Source organism: Pustulibacterium marinum, from assembly GCF_900116665.1.
Lineage (GTDB): Bacteria > Bacteroidota > Bacteroidia > Flavobacteriales > Flavobacteriaceae > Pustulibacterium > Pustulibacterium marinum.
Genome location: NZ_FPBK01000016.1, coordinates 39,051 through 64,605 on the forward strand (window position 1 = coordinate 39,051; position 25,555 = coordinate 64,605).

The window sequence follows — 25,555 nt, forward strand, 5'->3', positions numbered from 1 at the left end:
TTTTTTATTTTCAATCAATTAAAAAACCAACGTATGAAAAAAATCAAAAAACTTTTATTCTTTTTGATGATTCCTGCCACAATATTTGTGAGCTGTGATGAATCACGAAAAACTAATGAAGATGCTGTTGTTACAGAAGAACATACCGATGATGCGGGTTTTTCTTATGAAACAGTTACAAACGACCCTACTGGTTTACGCCTGTATACGCTAGATAATGGATTAAAAGTCTATTTAAGTCAGAATACAGACGAACCAAAAATTCAAACTTACATTGCAGTTAGAGCAGGTTCAAATTATGATCCTAAGGAAACCACGGGGTTAGCCCACTACTTGGAGCACATGGTTTTCAAAGGAACGTCAAAAATAGGAACTTTAGACTGGGAGAAAGAGAAAGAATATTTACAACAAATCTCTGATTTGTACGAGGAGCATAAAGCGGCTACTGATTCTTTGACCAAAGATGAAATCTATCGTAAAATTGACGAAGTTTCATTAGAAGCTTCTAATTATTCTGTAGCGAATGAGTACGATAAAATGGTACAATCTTTAGGTGCAACTGGTACCAATGCGCATACTTGGTTTGAAGAGACAGTTTATCAAAACAAAATTCCGGCAAATGAACTAAACAAATGGTTGTCTTTAGAAAGCGATCGTTTTAGCGAATTAACATTACGCTTGTTTCATACGGAGTTAGAAGCTGTTTTTGAGGAGTTTAATCGTGGTCAAGACAATGATTACCGTAAAGTATATGCAGCAAGTTTAGAAGGCTTGTTTCCAAACCACCCTTATGGTCAGCAAACCACAATTGGTACTGGAGATCATTTGAAAAATCCATCTATGGTGGCCATTCATAATTATTTTGATAAATATTATGTGCCAAGTAACATGGCTATGGTTTTGGTGGGTGATATCGATTTTGATAAAACCATTAAAGAGGTAAACGAAACTTTTGGAAAACTTCAAAACAAAGAAGTTCGTCATCCACAATTGCCAAAAGAAGAGCCGATTACAAGTCCAATTGAAAAAGAGGTTTATGGTCCAACAGCAGAGAATATCAGTATTGCTTTTAGAGCAGATGGTATTGGTTCAAAAGATCAAAAATACGTAACGCTTTGCGATATGATTTTGGCAAACGGAACCGCTGGTTTGATCGATCTAGATTTAAATCAAAAACAAGTTGTACAAAGAGCTAGTTGTTCTCCAACTTTTTTAAATGATTATGGGTATCACACTTTTACAGGAACTCCAAAGTCAGATCAATCTTTGGATGAAGTAAAAGATTTACTTTTAGGTGAAATTGAAAAACTTAAAAAAGGAGAATTTGAAGATTGGATGATCGATGCAGTTGTAAACGATCTTAAATTGAGTAGAACTAGAAGATATGAAAATGCTACAGCATTGGCATCAGCCTATTACAATGCCTTTATTCATCATGAAAATTGGCAGCAAGAAGTTGCTTTTTTGGATGACTTGAAAAAGATAACCAAAGAAGATCTAGTAAAGTTTGCCAATAATTTTTATCAAGAAAATTATGTAGTGGTTTACAAGCGTCAGGGAGAAGACAAATCTATTGTAAAGGTGAAAAACCCTGGGATAACACCAGTAAATTTAAATAGAGATAAGAAATCTGAATATCTTCAGCATTTTTCAGAAATGGAGTCAGAAGATCTTCAACCACAATTTGTAGATTATGACAAGGCTATCAATGAAACTGAACTGGAGAATGGAGTAAAAGTTTCGTATATAGATAATCCACAAAATGATCTTTTCCAGATGTATATCTTATTTGATATGGGAAATGACAATAATAAAGATCTTGGTTTAGCTGTAGATTATATAGAATATTTAGGGACCGATAAATACACTGCTGAAGAATTGAAAAAAGAATTCTATAAGTTGGGAGTTGAATATTATGTAGGTACAGGAAGCGATAGAACGTATGTTGCGTTGAGTGGTTTAAAAGAAAATTTACCACAAGGATTGGCTTTACTTGAAGATTTATGGACCAATGCAAAACCAGATGCTGAGGCGTATGATAAATATGTAGATAAAATCTCAAAAGGGCGTCAAGATACCAAAACTCAGAAAGGTAGTATCTTATGGAGTGGTTTAATGAGCTTTGGCCAATATGGAGAAGATTCTCCATTGCGTAACATTTATTCAGTTGCAGAATTAAAAGAGAAAGATCCTGCTGATTTGGTGAATCTTGTAAAAGGTTTAAAAAAGTATAAGCAACGAGTTTTCTACTATGGTAAAGATGTTGATGCGGCTGTAGCGGCTTTAAATAAAGAGCATAAATTACCAGAGAATCTCATAGAATATCCAGAAGCAAAAGAATATGCAAGAGCAGAAACTGGTGGAAATGTCTATTTTGTAAACTACGATATGGTTCAGGCAGAAATGTTATTTTTAGCAAAAGAAGATCCTTTTGATCCAGAGAAAATGGCAGCTTCTACGCTATTCAATGCATATTTTGGTAGTGGACTTTCATCTATTGTTTTTCAGGAAATTAGAGAATCTAAATCTTTGGCCTACTCAGCGTTTTCATCATATTCTAATGCTTCGAAAGAAGGAGATCCAGATTACGTTTATGCATACATAGGAACCCAGGCTAATAAAATGCCACAGGCGGTAGATGCTATGATGGGGTTAATGAAAGATATGCCAGAAGCAGAAGAACAATTCAACGCAGCAAAAGACGCTGCTTTGAAAAAAATTGCTGCTCAACGTATCAATAAAACCGGAATTTTCTGGAACTACGAAAGTTTGAAGAAACGCGGAATAGATCACGATAATAGAGAAGAAATTTACAATACCATTAAAGATATGACCATGGAAGATCTAAAAGATTTTTTCAATCAGAATATCAAAAATTCTGAATACAATGTGATGGTTATCGGAAATGAAAAAGAAGTAGATTTTGAAGCACTTTCCAAACTTGGTAAAGTTCAGGAATTAGATGTAGATTATCTTTTCAATTACGAAAAGTCTAAAGAATTGCAGCGCAAGGATTTATAAGAACAATGTTTGAAAACCTCACAATTCTGTGAGGTTTTTTTATTATGTACTTTATGTAATTAGTATATTTGAATTTCAAACTGAAATAATTTACGAATCAATGAAACTATTAGAAGGTAAAACTGCCATTATCACAGGTGCAAGCCGCGGTATTGGTAAGGGGATCGCAGAGGTTTTTGCAAAGCAAGGAGCCAATGTTGCCTTTACATACAGCTCTTCTGTTGAAGCAGCGCAAGAATTAGAAAATGAATTAGCTGCACTTGGTGTAAAAGTAAAAGGTTACCAAAGTAATGCTGCAGATTTTGAGCAGGCTCAAAAGTTGGTAGAAGATGTTGTAGCAGAATTTGGTGCTATCGATGTTTTGATCAACAATGCAGGGATTACAAAAGATAATTTGTTAATGCGTATTTCTGAAGCTGATTTTGATAAAGTGATCGAAGTTAACTTAAAATCAGTTTTCAACATGACCAAAGCTGTTCAACGTACTATGTTGAAACAACGTAGTGGTTCTATCATCAATATGAGTTCTGTTGTTGGAGTAAAAGGAAATGCAGGACAAACTAATTACGCGGCTTCAAAAGCTGGGATTTTAGGGTTTACTAAATCAGTAGCCTTGGAATTAGGTTCTAGAAACATTCGTTGTAATGCTATTGCTCCAGGTTTTATTGAAACTGAAATGACTGCGAAGTTAGACGAAAAAACAGTGCAAGGCTGGAGAGAGGGAATTCCATTAAAACGTGGAGGAACTCCAGAAGATGTGGCTAATGCTTGTTTATATTTAGCTTCAGATATGAGTACTTATGTTACCGGACAAACATTGAATGTAGATGGTGGAATGTTAACATAATTGTTGTTGAATTCTATCACTATCATATATCTTATACTGGCTTTGGTTGCAGCAGCAGCCATAGCCTTTTTTTATTATAAAAAGCAATCACAATCCAATTCATTACGTTGGATATTTACGGTGTTGCGATTTCTTGTTTTGTTTTTGGTATTGATTTTACTCATAAATCCAAAAATAAAACACACTTCTTATACGGTTGAAAAACCAAAATTGGCTGTTTTACTCGATAATTCTTCTTCGTTGGTGACTTTAGAAGATAGTATAAAGATGAAAAGTCAAATCCTTGAATTTATTCAGAACCCTGATTTACGAGATAAATTTGATATAGAACCTTACCTTTTTGATGAAAAACTAACAGCTGGTGATTCCCTTTCGTTTAAAGGCAATACAACTGATATTTCTAAAGCATTACGAGGTTTAGATAAAATTCATTCGAATAAAACGGCTCCTATAGTTTTATTTTCAGATGGAAATCAAACCTATGGTTCAGATTATACTTATGCAGCACAAACCATAGCGCAGCCCGTATATACCGTCGTTGTTGGTGACACGACTAATTATGAAGACCTTAAAGTAAGTACCATCAACGTTAATAAATATGCGTTTTATGAAAATGAATTTCCCGTTGAAATTTTCCTGAATTATCAGGGAACAGAAAATAGAACAGCTAATTTTAAAATTAGCAATGGAAATTCAATAGTCTTTCAAAAAGAAGTAGCTTTTTCAGGGCAACAACTATCTCAGAAATTAAACTTCACTTTAAAAGCAAAATCTATTGGTGTTCAACAGTACAAAGCTGAAATTTCGATTTTAGATAATGAAAAAAACACAGCTAACAATACGAAGCAGTTTGCTGTAGAAGTGTTAGATGAGCGAACCAAAGTAGCAATCATTTCAGATATTGTACATCCTGATTTGGGAGCTTTGAAAAAAAGTATAGAATCAAATCAGCAACGTTCAGTCTCTATTTTGAAACCCTCGGAAGTCAAAGATTTGAATGATTATCAATTGGTAATTTTATATCAACCTACAACTTCTTTTCAAAAAGTATTTTCAACACTGGATCAGTTAGACAAAAATTATTTTTTAATAACAGGATCAAAAACAGATTGGAATTTTATCAATTCAAATCAATCCATAATTCAAAAAGATGCCACTACAACTGAGGAAATTCAAGGTATTTACGACTCTAATTTTAGTAGTTTTTTAATCAACGAAATTCCTTTCTCAGATTTTCCACCTTTAACGGGTTATTTGGGCGCTGCTCGTTTCAATGGAGAATCAGATGTTTTATTACAACAACGCGTAAGAAATATTACGCTTGAAGATCCTTTATTGGCTACTGTAGAAAAGAATAATCGCCGGTTTGCCTATTTATTTGGAGAAAACAGTTGGCAATGGCGCGCTAAAAGTTATTTGGAAGCAGGTGATTTTATTGATTACGATGAATTTATTGGCAAACTTGTTTTTTACCTTGCTTCGAACAAAAAGAAAGAACGTCTTCAGGTAAATGCAGAAACATTTTATTACGGAAATGTTTTAATTGATGCAGCTTATTTTGATAAAAACTATCAATTTGATCCAAATGCGGAAGTATCCATACAGTTAGAAAATACTGAAACTAAGGAAAAAGAACGTTTTGATATGCTTTTGAAAAATTCGTATTTCGAATTTAATACCAATACGTTAACTCCAGGAGTGTATAATTTTAACATTCATGTAAAGGGTGAAAACATCAGTAAATCAGGTAGTGTCACGCTAATTGGCTATAATGTGGAAGCACAATTTTATAATGCAGATTATAAAAAAATGTCAAAACTTTCAGAAGTTACTCAAGGCGAAGTAACTTTACTCAACAACCTAAAAGAATTAAAAGAATCTCTTACCAATAATACGGCATACAAACCTATACAAAAAGCAAAAGAAACCATTTCTCCGGTAATTAGCTGGGAGCTTTTATTGTTCGTCATTACGGCATTATTAGCTATCGAATGGTTTTTAAGAAAGTATAATGGGTTAATCTAAAAATATGCCATGGAAAAATCATTGAAAAATCAAGTAGCCATCGTAACCGGTGGTAGTTCTGGTATTGGTAAAGGCGTTGCTATTTATCTAGGTAAAGCAGGTGCAAAAGTAGCTGTAAATTATCATTCAGATGAAGAAGGTGCTAACGATACTGTAAACCAAATTAAAGAAGCAGGAGGAGAGGCATTTGCAATTCAAGCAGATGTAGCCGATGAAGCCTCTGTAGAACATATGTTCGACAAGGTTTTTGAAACCTATGAAAACCTAGATATTCTAGTAAGCAATGCAGGTCTACAAAAAGACGCAGCTTTCGAAAATATGGAATTAAAAGACTGGAATTTAGTTTTAAACACCATACTTACTGGTGCATTTTTATGTTCTCAAAAAGCTGTAAAATATTTTATGAAAAGGGGAGTAGTGGATGATGTGAGTAAAGCTGCGGGAAAAATTGTTTTTATGAGTTCCGTTCACCAAGAAATTCCTTGGGCAGGTCATATCAATTATGCTACAGCAAAAGGTGGTCTTACAGAATTTATGCGAACACTTTCACAAGAGATTGCACACAAAAAAATAAGAGTGAACAGCGTAGCTCCAGGCGCCATTGCAACACCAATTAATGAAGATGTTTGGAAAGATGATGAAAAGCGGAAAGAATTATTAAAGTTAATTCCTTATGGAAGAATTGGTGAGCCAGAAGATATTGCGGAAACAGTACTTTGGCTGGTTTCAGATAAATCAGATTACGTAAACGGAACTACCATTTTTGTTGATGGTGGAATGTCACTATATCCAGGATTCATTGGAAATGGTTGATGTAACATTTCACTAGAAATACCGACCAATAAGGTAATCAATTCAAAACAACTTTAATAATGAATAAATTACCTAAAGGAATTATCGGTATTGCGATTATCTTAATTATAGTACTCATTTTTGTTGCGAAATCAACGGTAACCATTGGTTCTGGTGAAGCTGGAGTTTTATACAGAACTTTTGCAGGCGGTGTTGTAACAGATGAGCCACCACTGGGAGAAGGTTTTCACTTAGTAGCGCCTTGGAACAAGATTTTCGTTTACGAAGTTCGTCAACAAGAATTATCTGAGAAAATGCAAGTATTATCTTCAAATGGACTGGAAATTAAATTGGACGCTACTATTTGGTTTCAACCAGAATATGCTGAATTAGGAGATTTGCACCAACAAAAAGGAGAGAATTATGTAGAACGCGTAATTCGTCCAGCATTGAGATCTGCAGCAAGAAGTATTGTGGGTAGATATACTCCGGAACAATTGTATTCTACAAAAAGAGATGCCATTCAAAATGAAATTTTTGAAGACACTAAAGAAATTTTAGACGATCAATATGTGCAATTAAATCAAGTTTTGGTGCGTGATGTTACTTTACCACCAACCATTAAAGATGCAATTGAGCGTAAATTGAAACAGGAACAAGAATCTTTGGAATATGAATTCCGTTTAGCTAAAGCTCAAAAGGAAGCGGAACGTCAACGTATTGAAGCAGAAGGTAAAGCAAAAGCGAATAATATTTTGAATGCTTCTTTGAGTGATAAAATTCTGAAAGAAAAAGGAATTCAAGCAACCATTGAGCTTTCAAAATCACCAAATTCAAAAGTCGTGGTAATTGGAAGCGGAGATGATGGTTTACCAGTAATTCTAGGAAATCAATAGATTTTTAAAAATATATAACTCGTTAAAACATCCCCATTTATGGGGATGTTTCTGTGCGTATAATTTTCAGAACTTTAGAAAACTAAATATAATAACGTAAATTCTTTGTGTTAGAAAGCTCGGTTAGAATAGTGAAGTAATTAAGTAATTAGTTGCATGCCAATGAAAATAATTAGTTTAGTGTATCTGAAAATTAGATAGTTACAAATATAACAAACAGTTAAAAATATACTTTTATAGATAAAAAGTTATACTATTCTATGTATTTCATCGATTTTTTGTGCCGATAATCTTGATCTTTAAGTAAATAAGCTTATATTTGAAGCATTAAAAGTTCCCCAATACTTTTAATTTGATTGGTATAATTAACGAAACCTACTTTATTCATGGAAGAAGAATTACTTAAGAGAAATTCTGTAGAAATCTGTAAAGATTTCTATGAAGAAGAAACGTTAGACGGTAAACGAAGGATCGGTGATAAATTAGTAACTTATTTAATAAGTAATAGTTTTCATGACAGTAAATCGGTTAGAGATATATTAAAACCAATACTACAGTTACATGTAGATACTTTTGAACGTACAAACATCAAACTAAAACCCAACAATTTGATTATGATTGTTGAGGATTTTTTTAAAGATAAAATAACCAACCACCTAGATACAGAAAAAAGAGCTTCCTAATAAGCTCTTTTTTTTTGATATAAAAAACAATTCGCTAGTGTAATCTTTTGCAAGTGTTATTTCTATTCAAATCTAAGTGCGAATACTAAAATCGCAAACTTTGAATTATGGTCTTATTGATAATTTTCTATATAGTGAAATTGAAATGATATTCAGAATAAATTCAAAATGTATTTATATTTAATTGATCTATAATTTACCTTATGTAAAATAGAAATTATCAGAAATACTTCTATGTGTTCTCTTTTATATTTATTTTTGCAATCTTAAAACCAAATAAATGAATATTAGAAGCTTTAGAATTGTAAGTATCCTTGAAGGTATATCCTATTTATCTTTTGTAATCACCATGCCTCTTAAATATAGTTACCATATAGAATGGCCAAACAAAATTGTGGGTATGGCACACGGAATTTTATTTGTCCTTTATGTATTTATGGCTTTCAGTTTTAAAAAACAGCAAAATTGGAATCTAAAAGATTTAGCGATTATTCTACTTTGTTCTGTCATTCCTTTTGGAGCTTTTTGGATGGAAAGAAAATACTTGAAGTCGTAACAATTGTAACATTTCTTCTTTTTGATTATTTGTAATTTTATAAAAAATAAAAATTATGAGTAGTTTTTCAGAATTAATAAATCAACCAAAACCAGTATTAATCGACTTTTTTGCTGATTGGTGTGGGCCTTGTAAAGCTGTGGCTCCTATTTTACATAACGTTAAGGGACAATTTGGAGATCAAGTATCGATTTTAAAAATTGATGTAGATAAAAATCAAGCCTTAGCGGCTAAATATCAAATTCGTGGCGTTCCTACTTTAATGATTTTTAAAGAAGGTAAGCAAATTTGGAGACAATCTGGTGTAGTTCCCGAGAGCGAATTATCTCGAATACTTAAAGAAACTATTTAGGTGCTGTTGTTAATAACTTATTTTCCATAAAACATCAATAATTATGTACCTTTGCATGAGTTTGTTAGCAATTTCAAACTAAGTTATTAACAGTAAAAACCAGATAATGAATAGGATTCCAAGTGTAGATCTACGCGATTTTTTATCGGACGATCCAAAAAGAAAAGAAAAATTTACAAAGGAAATTGGTGATGCGTATGAACAAATTGGTTTTGTAGCATTAAAAGGACATTTTCTTTCAGATGAGCTGATAGATAATTTATATGCAGAAATAAAGAAGTTTTTTGAACTACCTGTAGATACCAAAGAAAAATATGAAATTGAAGGTATTGGTGGTCAACGTGGTTATACTTCTTTTGGTAAAGAAAGTGCCAAAGGAAAAAAAGAAGGTGATTTAAAAGAGTTTTGGCATTTTGGTCAATATGTAGAAAATAATCCTGAACTTGAAAAGGTTTATCCTCCCAATGTAATGGTTGATGAATTACCAGGTTTTAATGAAGTTGGTAAAGAAACATACAAAATGCTGGAAAAAACAGCACAATATGTGCTAAGAGCTTTGGCTTTGCATTTAGACTTAGAGGAAACTTATTTTGATAAATACATCAAAAATGGGAATTCTATTTTAAGACCTATCCACTACCCGCCTATCAAAGAAGAACCTAAAAATGCAGTAAGAGCTGCAGCACATGGTGATATCAATTTGATTACCTTATTAATGGGTGCACAAGGAAAAGGTTTACAGGTGCAAAACCATAAAGGGGAATGGATAGATGCTATTGCTGAACCAGATGAGTTGATGATAAATGTTGGTGATATGCTTTCTAGACACACAAATAATAGATTGAAATCAACAATTCACCAAGTTACCAATCCTCCAAAAGAATTGTGGGGAACTTCTAGATATTCTATTCCATTCTTCATGCATCCAGTAAGTGAAATGCCTTTGGATTGTTTAGAAAATTGTATTGATGAAGAGCATCCTAAACAGTATGACGATATTACGGCAGGTGAATTTCTTCATGAACGTTTAGTAGAGCTAGGATTAATTAAAAAATAGTTCTAAAAGATATATTTATAAAAAGCGCTATTCTATTTGTTAGATAGCGCTTTTTTTAGTTTCTTTTTTGATGAAAAATACAATCAATATGAAAAAAAAGTTTCCTGCAGCGATGCCGCCGCCTACTTCAGATCTCACATATATAACTAGTCAAATAGTTGAAGACGCAACTCAAATGTCGCAAGAAAGTCCAAGGAAGCGAATCATTTATCCATTTCATAAAAAGGATGAGGATACTTTGCATCGAATGTTTAATGTGGTGCAACCAAAGACATACATAGTTCCTCATTATCATTTAAATGAACAAAAATCTGAATCAATCATCGTTTTAAAAGGAGGAATTCGTTTCATTACGTTTTACGATGATGGTAAAATCAAATCGTACCAAAATGTATATGCGGGCTCAAATGTTTTTGGAGTAGATTTAGAACCTTCGGTAATCCATACATTTTTAGTTTTAGAACCTGATACTGTTATTTTTGAGGTAAAACCGGGACCTTACGTAAAAAGCACGGATAAAAGTTTTATGGATTGGGCTCCAAAAGAAGATGATTTAGATGCTGAAGAATATCTCAATGAGTTATTGAGGAAAACAGAAAATGAATAAGTTTTTAGAATTCCTTCAAACTTTATAATTTTATCAAATGGATTTACAAGATCAACTTAAAAATTTATTTCCTGACCACGAATTTCAGGAAGAACAAACACCTCAAAAGAGCGAAAAAAATATTTGGATGCAGGAAGAACCTTTGTTATGCAAATATGAAAAACGCAAGGGAAAAGCTCAAACCATCATCGCTGGTTACACGGGAGCTGATGAGGATTTTAAAAAATTAGCGAAAGAATTGAAAACGACTTTGAGCGTTGGTGGAAGTTTTAAAAACGATGAAATTATTATTCAGGGAGACTATAGAGATAAAATCATGGAACTCTTGAAGAATAAGGGTTTTCGAGTGAAAAGGGTTGGTGGTTAATAACTTATGTGAAATTTAATGTAAACTTTTAGTTAATATTTTTTACATTTATCATCCCTAACTAAATTTTAAACTAAGTACGATGAATAAAATCCTTCACATTACCAACGGTGATTCATTGACAGATGTTTTGAAAAAATTACCGGTGAAAGGAGAGATCATTACCTGGCGCGAAGTACTCTGCGAAGGTAAAACTACTACCGATGTAGGTAGTGAATCTTTCTGGAAAACCCGTTTTGAACATTTCAAATCAAACTACAAAGTCACAAAGCAATCGTTTATTGAGAAAACCTTAAAAGAATACAGACGTCTCTGTAATGAAAAACAACAGGATGAAATTGTCCTTTGGTTTGATAACGACCTTTTCTGTCAAATAAATATGATTGCCGTAATTAGTTGGCTGAAGAAATTTCGACAGGGCGTGCAGGTTTCACTTGTATCTCCGCCAAAACTTGAGCAATTTTTTTCTGATAAAACAGAAGAACAATTACTTAAAATGTTTGAAAAAAGAGTTCATTTAACCTCGGATGATATTGCTACTGCCGATTATGCTTGGCAAATTTATTGTAGTGACTCCCCTATTCGACTAGAAAATTTCGCTTCTCTTAACTCCTCTCAATTCGATTTCTTATCTACCGCTTTAGAAGCACATTTATCAAGATTCCCATCAATTCAAAACGGCTTAAATTCAGTAGAAAATTTCGTTTTAAATGAAGCTACCAAAAGTAAATTAAAATCCAAAGAAGAATTGATAGCCATGTCTCTTAAAAATCAAAAGGTTTTTGGTTACGGAGATCTTCAGTATGAAAACGTAATTGCTACCATTCGCCCTTTGTTTCACACGTTCAATCCGGTAGTACTTTCTAAAAAAGGGAAAGAAATAGTAGATGGCGCTGCAAATTTCTATGCAGAACTAAGAAACGATGATATTTTCCTTGGAGGAAGTAAAAAATATGATTTTCTTTACAACGAAAGTTCAGGAAAATTACTTAAACTATAATTCATGATCAAAGAATCGGAATTGATATTGAACCCAGATGGGAGCATTTATCATTTAAATTTATTACCCGAAGATATAGCATCAACAATTATAACTGTAGGCGACCCGAAAAGGGTCGCTCGCATTTCTGCTCATTTTGATGTTATTGAAGTAAAAAAAGAAAAGCGCGAATTCGTTACACATACAGGTATTTATAAAGGAAAGAGAATTACTGTAATTGCTACAGGAATTGGTCCTGATAATATTGATATTGTGCTTAATGAATTGGATGCACTTGTTAATATTGATTTTAAAACCAGAAAGATCAAAGATGAACTAACGTCTTTAAATATCATAAGAATAGGTACTTCTGGATCTTTACAAGCCGATATTCCCGTTGATAGTTTTGTACTTGGTAAATATGGTTTAGGTTTAGATAACATGCTTCGTTCTTACGATTTAACAGGTATTACTGAAACTAAAATTGAAGAGGCTTTTGTTCAACATACCAATTGGGATTTAGACAAAGGGAAACCTACAGTTATCAAAGGAAGCGAAGTATTGTTGAATAAAATTCAATCTGAGAAAACATTTACGGGTTTCACAGCAACTGCTGGAGGTTTTTATGGACCTCAAGGAAGAGTTTTACGTTTACCGCTTCAGGATGCTGAATTGAATCATAAAATGGATAGTTTTTCTTTTGAGGGTACTAAACTGACCAATTTAGAAATGGAAACATCGGCAATTTATGGTTTAAGTAAAATGTTGGGACATGAAGCGCTGTCGGCCAATGCGATTATTGCGAATAGAGCCAATCAAACTTTTTCTAAAGATCCATATAAAGTAGTTGATGAGTTGATAGAATATGTATTGTTTAAGCTAAGCTTGTAAACTTCTTAACAAGTTTTTAAAGCTTTTTTAGTGAGTTAGTCCTTATTTTTGGAAAGAACAGGAAACTAACTCATGAAAATACAAATTCAAGAAGACAAATATATCCAAAGAGATATCAATTGGTTACGTTTTAACCATAGAGTTCTACAAGAAGCTAAAGACTTAAGAAACCCGTTATTTGAACGTATTAAGTTTTTAGCTATTTTTTCTTCTAACCTAGATGAATATTTTAAAGTACGGGTTGCGAGCCTTCGTCAAATAAAGAAAATTGATAAGGATACACGAAAAAAATTACAACTGCGTCCAAATAAAACGTTGAAAACTATACTACAAAACGTTCTAGAACAGCAGGAAGAATTTGGAACCATTTTAAACGATCAAATTTTACCGGAACTCAATGAAAATGGTGTACACCTAATCAATTCGGAACAATATAACGATGTTCAAAAAGAATTTGTAACTAATTACTTCAAAAAGCATTGCAATCGATTAGAGATTTTTGACACTTCCACCCTATCTCCGCATTTAGAGGACGGTTCTTTATATTTTTCAGTTTATACAGAAGATGAAAATATCTACATTGTAAAAATTCCTTCAGAAAATCGTTTTATAGAAATTCCAACTGATCAGAAAAACACCTATCAGTATACATTAATTGATGATATCGTTCAGTTTGAATTAAAGCATATATTCAAGTCAAAAGAAGTTAAAGAAATAGGAGAAATTAAACTCTCTAGAGATGCGGAATTGTATTTGGAAGAGGATTATGAAGGCGAACTAGCAGAACAAATTTACAAGGCTTTATCACAGCGAAATATAGGGCAACCTACACGTTTACTGTACGATAATAAAATTTCTAAAGAACATCAGAAATTATTACGTAAAACACTCAAAGTGGGTAAAGTGGATATGATGCCTGGCGGAACGTATCATAATTTTAGTGATTTTATGAGTTTTCCAAACCCTACCGGTAATGCAGATTTAGAGTTTGAACCAAAACCACAACTAGATCATCCGGTGCTTTCAAAAGCAACAAATTATTTTGAAACTATTGGAGCTAAAGATCAATTGGTTCATTTTCCGTATCAGAAATTCGATTATGTTAGTAACTTTCTAGCTCAAGCAGCAGAAGATAAAAATGTTACAGCTATAAAAATTTCGTTATATCGAATGGCGAAAGAATCAGCATTGAATTCTGCTTTATTAAAAGCGATAGAAAATGGTAAAGACGTAACTATTTTTGTAGAAGCCCAAGCTCGTTTTGATGAAGAAAATAATATCAAATGGGGTAAAAAGTTCAGTGACAAAGGCGCCAAAGTAATTTACAGTATTCCTAATATAAAAGTGCATTCAAAAATCTTCTTAATTCAACGATTAGAGGATAATCAAACCAAAAATTACTGTTATATAGGAACTGGGAATTTCAACGCAAAAACGGCTACGGTTTATGCAGATCATGGTTTATTTACCGCAAATCCAAAAATTTCAGATGAACTTTGCAAAGTTTTTGAGGTTTTAGAAAGAGATTTGATTATTCCTAGAACCAAGCATTTATTGGTATCGCCGTTCAATACACGAAAAGAATTTGATACGCTGATTAATAATGAAATTGAAAATGCGCGTGCAGGTAAAAGAGCAAAAATTACCGCAAAAATGAATAGTTTGCACGACAGAAAAATGATTTACAAATTATACGAAGCATCTCGTGAAGGCGTTGAAATTCGTCTATTGATTCGTGGATTTAGCTGTTTGGTTCCGGGTGTAGAAGGCTTAAGCGATCATATTACCATGACAAGTATTGTAGATCGTTATTTAGAACACGGGAGAATTTATCTTTTTGAAAACGATGGTGATGAAATCATGTATACAGGTTCTGCGGATTGGATGCGTAGAAATTTAGATTACCGCATAGAAGTGCTTACGCCTATTTTAGATGATGACGTGAAAAATGAATTAAAAACGATATTCAAATTTCAGTTAAACGACAATCAAAAAGCTAGAGTTTGTGATGAAGATTTCACAAACAAATATGTAGAACAGAAACCTGGCGAAAAGGTAATTCGTTCACAATATGCTATCTACAATTATTTAAAGGAAAAAGCCGAAAAAGCATCTTGATTTGAGTAAATTTGACGTTTTAAAATAGTTTTCTATCATGATAAAAGTACGCATTGCAGGAGTTCCAGAACATTTTAATATGCCTTGGCATATGGCTATTGAAGATGAAGCTTTTGAAAAAAGAGGTATTGATCTTGAATTTACCAACGTGCCAGAAGGAACCGGGAAAATGTGTCAAATGTTGCAAGATGAGGAAACTGATTTAACTATTATTCTTACCGAAGGAATTACAAAAGCAATTTCAGCCGGAAATCCTTCTAAAATTGTACAAGGTTTTATCGGCTCTCCTCTACTTTGGGGAATTCACGTAGCGGCTAATTCCAACTATACAGAACTTTCACAATTAAAAGGAACCAAAGCAGCCATTTCGCGTTTTGGTAGCGGAAGTCATCTTATGGCGTATGTAAACGCTGATAACCAAAACTGGAATATTGAATCTGATGTAGATTTTGAAGTCGTAAATACGCTAGATGGCGCTATTGAAGCTTTAACCAATGATACTGCTCAATATTTTATGTGGGAACGTTTTACTACAAAACCGGTGGTTGACAAAGGAATTTTTAGAAGAATTACCGATTGCCCAACGCCCTGGCCTTGTTTTGTGATTGCCGCAACGAATAAATTTATTGAAGAAAACGAAAACATTCTTGAGCATATTCTTGAAGTCATCAATACCTACACAGAAGAATTTAAGATCATTCCAAGCATTGATAGAAGTTTGGCAAACCGATACGAAATTCAGTTAGAAGATATTCAAGATTGGTTAAGTATCACGGAGTGGAGTCAGGAACAATTGACTACTTCGGAAATCAATAATGTGTTGAAACAGCTTAAAAAACTGAACTTATTAGAGAAAAACATCACTGCTGACGATGTACTTTTTGAGCTATAAACTTTAACAATCAAGATTTGATAAATCTTTTCAGATTTAATTTATTTGCAATCCATTCAAAACAAATAAGTTACTTAGTATGAAAAGATTTTTAATGATAGTTGGTTTAGTTTCTTTTTTTGGAATGACTTCTTGTAAATCGGGTTATTGCCCACGAAGTGGTTGTAATCGTTATAGCAAGTCAATAGAGAAGCAATCTTTTGACGAAAAATTGCAAGAAGATGTTTGTATTTCAGAAGTAGAAAATACTAATTTTTAGATTTCGCTTCTGAAATTAAATCCCTCAAGCCAAACGGAATTTCAGGTAAATCCTCAATCCAATCTTTACCAAACTTTTGTGTAAGTTGATTGTACATTTTTTGATTTTGTTCTACTGCTTTTCTATAGCTAAACGGATCTACAACACAGTTTTCGGTAATTTTAGAAACTCCGTATTTATCATAGAAGACTTTCCACGCATCAGAAATATCATTTGTGAAACCATTAAAAATAAAGTGATTTACAGTTTCAGGTTTTGAAGCAACTTCTTTCTTTTGAAAATGTGTTTCTTCAAGCCGAATGATGATCGTATTTTTTCTGGCATTCATACGAACTGGATATATAGTGTACGCAGTAAAACCTTCACTCACAAAACTAAACTCATATTTTCCTTTTTCAGGAAGCGTGATTTCAAAATCTTCTAATTTAGAAATGATTAGTTCTTCGTTGGTTTCTTTAATTTTAAAAACACCTTCAGAAAATTGAATAGCTGTTTTGGTATCAAAAGAAACTTTCACGGTAATAGGATTCGCAAAAGTTATGGATGAAAACAATAAAAAAGCAAGTATAGAAATTCTCATAATTAGAAAAGTTTTTTCTAAGATAGATGATCTTCAGATAAAATTTTAGTAAAATGAGTGAAATACGCTTTTCGCTGAGTGTACAGATTTTTCCAATGAGTTACCAATCAATAGTTTCTAGATCTTTAGACTTTAAAAAAGTATTACATTGTGAAAAATGCTGATTTCCAAACCAATACCCTCTATTAGCGCTCAAAGGCGATGGATGCCCCGAAGTTAATACATGGTGTTTTTGTGTGTCAATTAACTTTACTTTCTTTTTAGCAAATCCGCCCCAAAGCAAGAAAACTACATCATTTTTGTGTTCGGAAACGGTTTTGATTACTGCATCGGTAAAGGTTTCCCAACCTTTGTTTTGATGACTTCCTGCTTGGTGCGCTCTTACAGTCAGCGTTGCGTTGAGCAATAAGACTCCTTGATCCGCCCAACGTTCCAAATTTCCGCTTTTAGGATAAGGTTTTCCCAAATCGGTTTCAATTTCTTTAAAAATATTAATCAGCGAAGGCGGATGCGCAATTTCATCATGTACAGAAAAGCATAATCCGTTAGCTTGGTTGGGTCCGTGGTATGGATCTTGCCCAATAATTACTACCTTTAAGTTTTCAAAAGTACAGTGATCAAAAGCAGCAAAAATCTCCTTCCCTTTTGGGTAACAGGTTTGTGTTTGGTACTCCTGTTTTACAAATTCTGTTAACTGTTCAAAATACGGTTTTTCAAATTCAGGTTGTAAATATTGTTTCCAGCTTTCGTCTATCTGTACGTTCATTAGATTTTAATTATTTTTGTACGGCTATAAAATTAGCATAAAATTTTTCAATGCAGAAAATACATCAAAAGACATTACAAGATTTAGAGTTTGCCACGGTTTTAGAGCAGGTTTCGGACTATTGTATTACCGAATTAGGAAAAGAGGCAGCACTCAAAATTACTCCATTTCATAAAGAAGAAAAATTATTTGATTCTTTACATCAAACCAGTGAATATGTGGCTTCATTCGCTAACGAAAATACTATTCCAAACCATGGTTTTGATGCCATTACAGAAGAATTGAAGCTTTTACGAATAGAAAATACTCAGATTGAAATTGGCGGTTTTAGAAAAATGAACAACCTTTCTAAAGTAGCAAACACGCATTTGGTGTTTTTCAAGAAGTTTCATGAATATTACCCCACGCTTTTTAAGTTAGCTGATAGTATAGAGTACACCACAGAAATTTCGAAACAAATAGACGGTATTATTGACCGTTTTGGAGAAATTAAAGATGATGCCTCGGCTGAATTGTTACATATTCGTCGTGCTATGAATGGCGTAAAAGGGAAAATCAACCAGAGTTTTAATTCGGCTCTGAGCATGTACAACAGCGCCGGATATTTAGATGATATTCGTGAAACTGTGGTAGAAAACCGTAGAGTTTTAGCGGTGAAAGCCATGTATCGTAAACGCGTGCAGGGAACTGCATTGGGTTCTTCTAAAACCGGAAGCATCACCTATGTAGAGCCAAGAGCTACGGAACAGTTTACGCGTGAACTCATTAATTTACAGTTTGATGAGCGAGAAGAAATTAATAAAATTCTAAAAGATCTAACCAATTTTGTACGTCCGTTTGCACCACTTTTGATGGAGTATCAAGAGTTTTTAACCACTATTGATATTCTTTCGGCGAAGGCAAAATATGCTGAAAGTATGGATGCAGTTTTACCTAAAATCTCGGAAGAACGTCGTTTCTTTATTCGTGATGCCTACCATCCGCTACTCTATCTATCTAATAAGAAGAAACAGAAGCCAACGTATCCACAAACCATTGAACTTAGTAGTGATAACCGAATTATTGTGATTTCTGGACCAAATGCTGGTGGTAAATCTATTACCTTAAAAACCATTGGTCTGTTGCAGTTAATGTTGCAAAGTGGAATGCTATTGCCGGTTCATGAGCGTAGTGAAGTGTGTTTGTTTGATAGAGTGCTTACAGATATCGGAGACAACCAATCTATTGAAAACCATTTAAGTACGTATAGTTATCGATTGAAAAATATGAATTATTTCTTGCGAAAGTGTAATGCTAAAACCTTATTCCTGATTGATGAATTTGGTACCGGATCAGATCCTGAATTGGGTGGTGCTTTGGCTGAAACTTTTTTAGAAGAATTTTACCACCGTGGAGCTTTTGGTGTGATTACTACGCATTATGCCAACTTGAAAATGTTGGCGAATGAATTGCCACACGCTAGCAATGCGAATATGTTGTTCGATAGAAAATCATTAGAACCAGAATTCAAACTGATTATTGGGGAAGCCGGAAGTTCATTTACATTTGAAGTTGCTCAAAAAAATGGAATTCCGTATAGTTTGATCAATCGTGCGAAGAAGAAAATAGAACGTGGTAAAGTCCGTTTTGATGCTACGATTGCCAAACTTCAAAAAGAACGTAGCAAGCTAGAGAAAACGTCTACACAATTGGCTTCCGAAGAAAGTAAAAAGCGTGAAGAAGCCAAGCGTTTAGAAGGTTTGAATGAGAAAATTCAAACTAAATTAGAAAGTTATCAACAGTTATACGATCATAACCAACGCATGATTTATCTGGGAAATAAGGTAAATGATGCTGCGGAGCGTTATTTCTACACCAAAAAGAAAAGACCTATGATTTCGGAACTACTAAAAATAGTAGAAACCGAAAATAGCAAACGAAAAGTAAAGAGTAAAGAAGAAAAGCAAGAAACTAAAAAGCTGAAAACGGTTGTTGCTAAAGAGGTTGAGAAAAAGGTAGAAGTGATTCGTGAAAAGAAAAAAGAAGAAAAGAAACAGGAAATAAAACAAGAGAAACTAAAACCAAAACATACTTTTAAAGTCGGTGATCGTGTGCGTTTGCCAGACGGAAAAGCAGTGGGAACCATTGATGCTATTGAACGCAAAAAAGCGATTATTAATTATGGATTGTTCACAACCAACGTAGCTTTGGATCAATTGGAATTAGTACAAGCCAAAAAGTAATGGAATTACCAAAAGGAAAACATATTGTGCTGTTTGACGGTGTTTGCAATTTATGCGATGCTGCGGTGCAACGTATTATTACACATGATAAAAAAGATTTGTACCGTTTTGCTTCTTTGCAAAGTGAATTAGGACAACAATTGCTCAAAGAACGAGGTATTGACACCAAAGAAATTGATTCCATCATTTTGATAATTCCGGGAGAAGCTTATTATATCAAAGCTGATGCTGCTTTGGAAATAGCCAAAAACATGGGAAGTTGGTACACTGCCTTAGGATTTACAAAAAGTGTACTTTCCTCCTCTTTTACCAATTGGGTGTATGATTTTATTGCCAAAAACAGGTACAAATGGTACGGTAAAAAAGAAGCATGCATGATCCCAACACCAGAATTAAAAGCTAAATTTTTAGATACCTAAAATCAAACCGAAAACATGAAAAAACTTCCACATAATGAATATGTAGCTGTTGTACGCAACACGCCTTTAATTTCTATTGATTTAGTGATTGAAGATGCTGACGGAAAAATTCTATTAGGCTATCGAAAAAATAATCCAGCACGTGATACTTGGTTTGTTCCGGGTGGTGTGATTCGTAAAAACGAACTTTTTATAGATGCATTCAAAAGAATTACGGAAGCTGAATTAGGTTCTGCTTTAGCTTTTGAAGAAGCTACTTATATTGGATTGTATGAGCATTTATACGAAACCAATTTCGCTGATTTGGATAATTTTGGAACACATTACATAGTAAATGCTTTCAAAATCAAAATGAAAACCAAAGCAGAAGAATTACCAGAAAGTCAACATTCTGATTATTGGTGGGCAACAAAAGAAGAGTTACTCAACCATGAGAAAGTTCATATCAATTCCAAGAATTATTTTAACGGTTATAAACCATTCAGTAATCGAAAATAAAAAGAAAGGCTTATGAGCAATCGTAAGCTTTTTTTAATTGTACATGTTGAAATATACGATGTATAAAATGCTGGAAACGATGATTCCTATCATAAAAACAGCATAGGTAACTTGTAAAATTCGGTATTTCTTGGCCACTACTTTTCCTAAATAATACAAGTCTTTTGAAAGCGATTTGTAAATATATTCATCATCATTTAAGAGTTGTTCCATAGCCCATTCAAATTCCTGGACTTTCATTCGATAGAAATTTCCGAAGAACAATAAGTTTACGTTCTTATTCTTTACTTGTTCTTTTGTAAACGTGCCAACCGTTATTCGAGGCCTTGTAGCGATGATGGAAAGTATGATGGAAGCTACCGTAAATCCTAAAAACACCAAAGAAGGAACGTATAAAAATGCATTGGAAGGATTATCTAACTTCGGAAAGATACGAGAGAAAATAATAGAAATCACAATAGAATTCACTGTTAAAATGATATGCGCCTTTCTATCGGCATTATCACTCAAAGATATATGATTGCGTAACGTGGTTCTAAAAACGGTATCTCTCCCTTTATCTATTTTTTTGACTTTAGCTGTTTTATTTTTCTTGGAAGTTTTTGTTGATTTAAGTACAGAAATAAAATTCAATTTTAATTGTGAATTCCATGTCTTTAGCGCTTCATCAGAATAAAAGTGATGTTTTGTGAAAAATGAGTGAACATATGTATTCCATTCTTGTTTAGAAAATTCTTGCCCTTTAACCAAATTTGTTTCTTCCTTCCAAAGAGTAGAAATTTCATCAAAATTTTTAGAAGCTAAAAATGAAAAAGCAGCATCCTGTATTATCTTTTGCAAATAGTTTTCAGGAACTGCATCCAATTTGGTCGCCTTAATAAATGTTAGAATAGAATCAATTCTTTCTACAGAAATACTCTGTTCCTTTAAAAAAGCTTCTGCAATGCTAATAGACTTATTTCCGGCATTTTCAAAATCTTCGTAATATCCTATTTGATGAAACCACAACGCTATTTTTAGATCTTCAATAACTGTCTTTTCTAAAGTAGTTTCTACCTTGAGAATATCATCAAGAAAAGTTTGTAATTGTACAATTAACCCGTAATTATGAAACAAAAAGAACGAATTATAATTCTTGTTATAATATTGATTTACATATATTTTTGAGCTCCTAAGTAAATTCATGCTTTAACCTTTTTTCTCTTCTAAAAGTTTCATGAAAGTTTCCATATCTGTAGGAGCGCCAAGCATATACCACAAGATTCCCATAAATACAAACACAATAACCAAACTAATCAACGTAGGTTTTACCCAACTCTTTTTTACATATTTTACGGTTGCACCAAGGTGCTTATTCCAATAATATTCAGTTAATATAAAACCTGATATCACATTTAAAAATAGAGCAGACATATCGGTTTGAAATACTAATGAAATTAAAACTCCACCTAAAACGTAGAACAACGCAAATAATAAAACCTGCGTTACCCCCTGTTTTTTACCCGCAATTTTCATGTTGTACGCAAGTAAAGCGGCTCCGAATAACGTTGAAAAGAGTATGCAAAAAATTAGAATCAGATTTTTAGAATACAATACAAATTCTTCTTTTTCTTCTTGCTGACTTTGCTGTTTCTTTAATAGCTCATTAAATCGTTTTTCTTTTGCTTGAGTATTTTCATAATTTTGCTTGAAAGGATCCCATTTACTAATGTCTCCTCCTCTATTTTCAAGCATAATGATCGCAGTATACCGCGCTTCTTCTGTATATGTTTCGTTGTCTTCTATAATTTGGATAAGTTCTTCATGAGTTTTATCCTTGTATGCTGATGTAAAAAAGCTTTGTTCCATGCATGTTTCCAATAATTTTTCAAAATTACTAATATTACATAAATAGAAGTGAATTTCTGAAAAAATCATTTTAGTTCAACTGTAGATAAAATCCATTCATCGATATTAAATTGCGTTTAAACGGAGGCAAAATCGTTTTATTATAAAGCTTAATTATCTTTCAACAAATCAATGTCTAGTTACATTTCCTTTTTGGTTTAATTTTTAAATATGATTCTTTAATATCTTACGAATTATACCTTCGTTAGCGTAGTCTTTTGTTCATCATTATACGATTTTAAACCTTGATAGTACTAGATGTGATGCTTTTATAAGTTATTCAAAAGTTGAAATTTTTAGATGAAAAACGTTATTTATAAAAAAAATATTATATTGCAACTTTGTAAGAGTTTCTACATGTTTTATTTTCAAAACATATTTATCAACGAATATTCCGAAGATGAAGTAAGCAAAGCTATTTACAAAACTATGGACAAAAATGATTTTTCTTTGGATTTTCAAACTTCATTTTTAACATCGAGGGAAGAAATTAAATTCTTTGGTAAGGAAGATAAAACGACTCTGCAATTAACAAGAGTGAGAAGTTTATTAAGTAGATATTTTCCTAAGATTATCATTCGTTTTGAAAAAAAAAATCTATCCTATTATCAAATTAGATTTAGTATTGCATCAACGGTAATTATGATCTTTTTGCTAACATGTTTGTTATATAGTTTGATGAATTACATTGTAACACAACAAATCAATCCTAACTTTATATTATTCATTTTTTTTAATTTACTCTATTTTGTATTAAGCTATTTAGAAATTTATAAAACCAAGGGTGCTATTCAATCTATATTGAAATCTTCTGTGAAAACAATGACAAATTTACAACCTTAGGTTTTTGTAACTTGCTAAAATATGTTGTAATTAAATTTGTACATTCGTTGGTGTTAAACCAAAATTTAATTATGAAAAAAATAGCATTGGTACTTTTCTCTATGTCTGCCATAGCCTTTACCTCCTGTAAAGAAGAGAAAAAGAAAACTATTAACCAAGAACAATCTATTACGGAAACTAAAAATCATATAGAAAATCCTGTATACGTAGGAACGTATACAAAGAAAGAAGGCCACGTAGATGGTAAAGCAGATGGTATATATCTTATGGATAAGCAAAGTGATGGTAAACTTAAGATGATTGCAACAGTAGCCGAACTTACCAATCCATCTTGGGTAACCATTTCGCATGATACAAAATATCTTTACGCTGTAAGCGAATTGGTAGATGTAGAAGGAAATAGTGGATATCTTGGAGTGTACGAAATAAATGATGATTACACGCTTCATGAAGTAGCGCAAATACCTTCCGGAGCTTATGCGCCTTGTCATATTGCAGTTGATAAAACAGACAAATATGTTTTTGTTGCAAATTATGCAGGTGGTGTTTTCATGGAATTTAAGAAGGGTATGAATAATTCTTTCAAGAATATAAACAAAGTAAATTTAAACGAATTACCAGAGGCTGTAACCAAGACTTCCCACGCTCATGAAATCACTTTTTCAGATGATAACAAGCACTTTTATGTAAATGATCTTGGAGATGATAAAATCTGGATTTATGATTTTGATGAATCCAATGGTGATATAAAACCTAATCAGCAACCATACGTATCCACAGTTAAAGGAGCTGGTCCTCGTCATTTTGTAATAGCTGATAATCAAAAATTTGCATATAGTATCAATGAATTAAATAGTACGGTTACTGTCTTTTCATTTGATAAAAATACTGGTGGTTTAAAGAAATTACAAGCTATTACAACGCTACCGGAAGATTATAAAGAATTTAATGCAACCGCAGAAATAGCAATTCATCCTAATGGGAAATATCTATATGCTTCAAATAGAGGTCATAATAGTATAGCTGCTTTTAAAATAGATGCAGAAAAAGGAACGTTATCCTCTATTGGTTATCAATCTACAGAAGGAGATTTTCCAAGGTATTTTGGAATTGCGAATCAAGGCAAAACTATCTACGCTGCAAATCAAAATACAGGAAATATAGCAGAATTAGTTATTCATGAAGATGGTACATTATCATCTGCAAACAATGTGGTAGAAGTCCCTACACCAGTTTGCATGGCATTTATCAAATAGGAATAGAAACTTTATAAAAGCAAAAAAGCACTTCAAATTTATGGAGTGCTTTTCTGTTTTATAAAATTAATAACCCAATGTGCTTAGGTAATCTGAAAATTCATGTTTTATATATTTTATATGTTCATTTGTAAAGAAATCTGCATGTATGTTTGGAGCTCCTTTAGTATTAGATATATGATTTCCATGCAAATTAGTTTCTTTATCAAATTCTGAAAAATTTTTGAACCCTTTAGTCTTATCAATTACAGCTTCAATGCTATATTTAGATTTGATAATATTTCTTTTTTCCTTCGATATAGAATTTCCAAAGAAATCTTCAAAAGAATCGAATATGTAATCGTAGTTACCATAAAAATCTTCGTATTTCAACTTTAAAATATCGTCTCTAAGAAAAATATTTTTTAAGTCGTCTAAGCCAAATTTTTTTAGCTCTTGAATTTGCTTTTTAATAGAATCTTCATTTGGAAAAGATTCATATCTTTTAAATGAAGATGTTAAACAATCTAGGGGATTTCTATACGTTGCTATAATTTTACTTCTTCTGATATCAAAATTATTGAGAGTATGCTTTTTAATAATCTTTTTATTTGGGTACGTATCTTTTAGGATATTGTAAACTAAAGTACTTCCACTTCGGATGGGACCAAATTGAATTATTGGTGGATTTATGATATCCTTAGATTTTGTAATAATTTTGTCTATCATCACCTATATTTTAAGATTTATAAAGATGGCCTAA

26 protein-coding genes are annotated in these 25,555 nt (G+C 32.7%); 21 read left to right on the forward strand and 5 right to left on the reverse strand.

The annotated features are described in order from the left end of the window. Positions 1-33: 33 nt before the first annotated feature. From BM383_RS16315 to BM383_RS16390, 16 genes are all read left to right on the forward strand, one after another. Positions 34-3,021, forward strand: a complete 2,988-nt coding sequence (locus tag BM383_RS16315) for a M16 family metallopeptidase (protein ID WP_093026217.1) — start codon at positions 34-36, stop codon at positions 3,019-3,021. Between the two features lie 100 nt (positions 3,022-3,121). After that, entirely contained in the window at positions 3,122-3,868 is a 747-nt protein-coding gene (gene fabG, locus BM383_RS16320) for a 3-oxoacyl-[acyl-carrier-protein] reductase (protein WP_093026218.1), read from the forward strand. A 6-nt stretch (positions 3,869-3,874) separates the two neighbouring features. Further along, positions 3,875-5,893 carry a vWA domain-containing protein gene (locus tag BM383_RS16325; protein WP_143106451.1) on the forward strand — a complete coding sequence of 673 codons (2,019 nt, stop codon included), beginning with the start codon at positions 3,875-3,877 and terminating at the stop codon, positions 5,891-5,893. A 9-nt stretch (positions 5,894-5,902) separates the two neighbouring features. Continuing rightward, on the forward strand, positions 5,903-6,706 hold the full coding sequence (locus BM383_RS16330; protein ID WP_093026220.1) for an SDR family oxidoreductase: 804 nt from the start codon (positions 5,903-5,905) through the stop codon (positions 6,704-6,706). A gap of 59 nt (positions 6,707-6,765) precedes the next feature. Then, entirely contained in the window at positions 6,766-7,581 is an 816-nt protein-coding gene (locus BM383_RS16335) for a prohibitin family protein (RefSeq protein ID WP_093026221.1), read from the forward strand. Positions 7,582-7,967: 386 nt separating this feature from the next. Further along, complete coding sequence (locus BM383_RS16340) at positions 7,968-8,264, forward strand: hypothetical protein (protein WP_093026222.1); 297 nt, start codon at positions 7,968-7,970, stop codon at positions 8,262-8,264. Positions 8,265-8,544: 280 nt separating this feature from the next. Further along, positions 8,545-8,820 carry a DUF3817 domain-containing protein gene (locus BM383_RS16345; RefSeq protein WP_093026223.1) on the forward strand — a complete coding sequence of 92 codons (276 nt, stop codon included), beginning with the start codon at positions 8,545-8,547 and terminating at the stop codon, positions 8,818-8,820. 55 nt (positions 8,821-8,875) lie between these two features. Next, positions 8,876-9,172, forward strand: coding sequence for a thioredoxin (gene trxA, locus BM383_RS16350; RefSeq protein ID WP_093026224.1), 297 nt, complete (start codon positions 8,876-8,878; stop codon positions 9,170-9,172). Positions 9,173-9,278: 106 nt separating this feature from the next. Beyond that, positions 9,279-10,229, forward strand: coding sequence for an isopenicillin N synthase family dioxygenase (locus tag BM383_RS16355; protein WP_093026225.1), 951 nt, complete (start codon positions 9,279-9,281; stop codon positions 10,227-10,229). Between the two features lie 88 nt (positions 10,230-10,317). Continuing rightward, entirely contained in the window at positions 10,318-10,836 is a 519-nt protein-coding gene (locus BM383_RS16360) for a WbuC family cupin fold metalloprotein (protein ID WP_177229153.1), read from the forward strand. A gap of 37 nt (positions 10,837-10,873) precedes the next feature. Beyond that, positions 10,874-11,203, forward strand: coding sequence for a translation initiation factor (locus tag BM383_RS16365; RefSeq protein WP_093026227.1), 330 nt, complete (start codon positions 10,874-10,876; stop codon positions 11,201-11,203). Positions 11,204-11,285: 82 nt separating this feature from the next. Continuing rightward, positions 11,286-12,203 carry a DUF1835 domain-containing protein gene (locus tag BM383_RS16370; RefSeq protein ID WP_093026228.1) on the forward strand — a complete coding sequence of 306 codons (918 nt, stop codon included), beginning with the start codon at positions 11,286-11,288 and terminating at the stop codon, positions 12,201-12,203. Positions 12,204-12,206: 3 nt separating this feature from the next. After that, the gene (locus BM383_RS16375) at positions 12,207-13,073 is read left to right on the forward strand and encodes a nucleoside phosphorylase (RefSeq protein ID WP_093026229.1); all 867 of its coding nucleotides are present in this window, start codon (positions 12,207-12,209) and stop codon (positions 13,071-13,073) included. A gap of 72 nt (positions 13,074-13,145) precedes the next feature. Beyond that, positions 13,146-15,191 (forward strand): polyphosphate kinase 1, encoded by a 2,046-nt coding sequence (gene ppk1, locus BM383_RS16380; protein WP_093026230.1) that lies wholly within the window; start codon positions 13,146-13,148, stop codon positions 15,189-15,191. Positions 15,192-15,228: 37 nt separating this feature from the next. Continuing rightward, positions 15,229-16,083 carry a substrate-binding domain-containing protein gene (locus BM383_RS16385; RefSeq protein WP_093026231.1) on the forward strand — a complete coding sequence of 285 codons (855 nt, stop codon included), beginning with the start codon at positions 15,229-15,231 and terminating at the stop codon, positions 16,081-16,083. A 94-nt stretch (positions 16,084-16,177) separates the two neighbouring features. After that, positions 16,178-16,342, forward strand: a complete 165-nt coding sequence (locus BM383_RS16390) for a hypothetical protein (RefSeq protein ID WP_218157961.1) — start codon at positions 16,178-16,180, stop codon at positions 16,340-16,342. Here the strand turns inward: BM383_RS16390 and BM383_RS16395 are convergent. After that, positions 16,332-16,922: an FEKKY domain-containing protein gene (locus BM383_RS16395; protein WP_093026233.1), complete on the reverse strand. Its 591-nt coding sequence runs from the start codon at positions 16,920-16,922 to the stop codon at positions 16,332-16,334. The genes BM383_RS16390 and BM383_RS16395 overlap by 11 nt on opposite strands. Positions 16,923-17,022: 100 nt before the next feature. After that, positions 17,023-17,688 (reverse strand): uracil-DNA glycosylase, encoded by a 666-nt coding sequence (locus tag BM383_RS16400; RefSeq protein WP_093026234.1) that lies wholly within the window; start codon positions 17,686-17,688, stop codon positions 17,023-17,025. 50 nt (positions 17,689-17,738) lie between these two features. Here BM383_RS16400 and BM383_RS16405 point away from each other — a divergent pair, with 50 nt between their 5' ends. The 3 genes from BM383_RS16405 to BM383_RS16415 are packed head-to-tail and all read left to right on the forward strand — an operon-like array spanning position 17,739 to position 20,827. Continuing rightward, positions 17,739-19,910 (forward strand): endonuclease MutS2, encoded by a 2,172-nt coding sequence (locus BM383_RS16405; RefSeq protein ID WP_093026235.1) that lies wholly within the window; start codon positions 17,739-17,741, stop codon positions 19,908-19,910. Next, positions 19,910-20,329: a thiol-disulfide oxidoreductase DCC family protein gene (locus BM383_RS16410; RefSeq protein ID WP_093026236.1), complete on the forward strand. Its 420-nt coding sequence runs from the start codon at positions 19,910-19,912 to the stop codon at positions 20,327-20,329. The genes BM383_RS16405 and BM383_RS16410 overlap by 1 nt, the downstream gene beginning before the upstream one ends. Positions 20,330-20,344: 15 nt before the next feature. Next, positions 20,345-20,827 (forward strand): GDP-mannose mannosyl hydrolase, encoded by a 483-nt coding sequence (locus BM383_RS16415; RefSeq protein WP_093026237.1) that lies wholly within the window; start codon positions 20,345-20,347, stop codon positions 20,825-20,827. A 33-nt stretch (positions 20,828-20,860) separates the two neighbouring features. Here the strand turns inward: BM383_RS16415 and BM383_RS16420 are convergent, their stop codons facing one another. Beyond that, complete coding sequence (locus tag BM383_RS16420) at positions 20,861-22,012, reverse strand: Pycsar system effector family protein (RefSeq protein ID WP_093026238.1); 1,152 nt, start codon at positions 22,010-22,012, stop codon at positions 20,861-20,863. A gap of 3 nt (positions 22,013-22,015) precedes the next feature. Beyond that, complete coding sequence (locus BM383_RS16425; RefSeq protein ID WP_093026239.1) at positions 22,016-22,675, reverse strand: hypothetical protein; 660 nt, start codon at positions 22,673-22,675, stop codon at positions 22,016-22,018. A 339-nt stretch (positions 22,676-23,014) separates the two neighbouring features. Here BM383_RS16425 and BM383_RS16430 point away from each other — a divergent pair, with 339 nt between their 5' ends. Beyond that, positions 23,015-23,557 (forward strand): hypothetical protein, encoded by a 543-nt coding sequence (locus BM383_RS16430; RefSeq protein ID WP_143106452.1) that lies wholly within the window; start codon positions 23,015-23,017, stop codon positions 23,555-23,557. A 71-nt stretch (positions 23,558-23,628) separates the two neighbouring features. Then, a complete protein-coding gene (locus BM383_RS16435; protein ID WP_093026241.1) occupies positions 23,629-24,813 on the forward strand; it encodes a lactonase family protein in 1,185 nt (394 codons plus the stop codon). Positions 24,814-24,879: 66 nt separating this feature from the next. Here the strand turns inward: BM383_RS16435 and BM383_RS16440 are convergent, their stop codons facing one another. After that, positions 24,880-25,521, reverse strand: coding sequence for a hypothetical protein (locus tag BM383_RS16440; RefSeq protein ID WP_093026242.1), 642 nt, complete (start codon positions 25,519-25,521; stop codon positions 24,880-24,882). Positions 25,522-25,555: the final 34 nt, after the last annotated feature.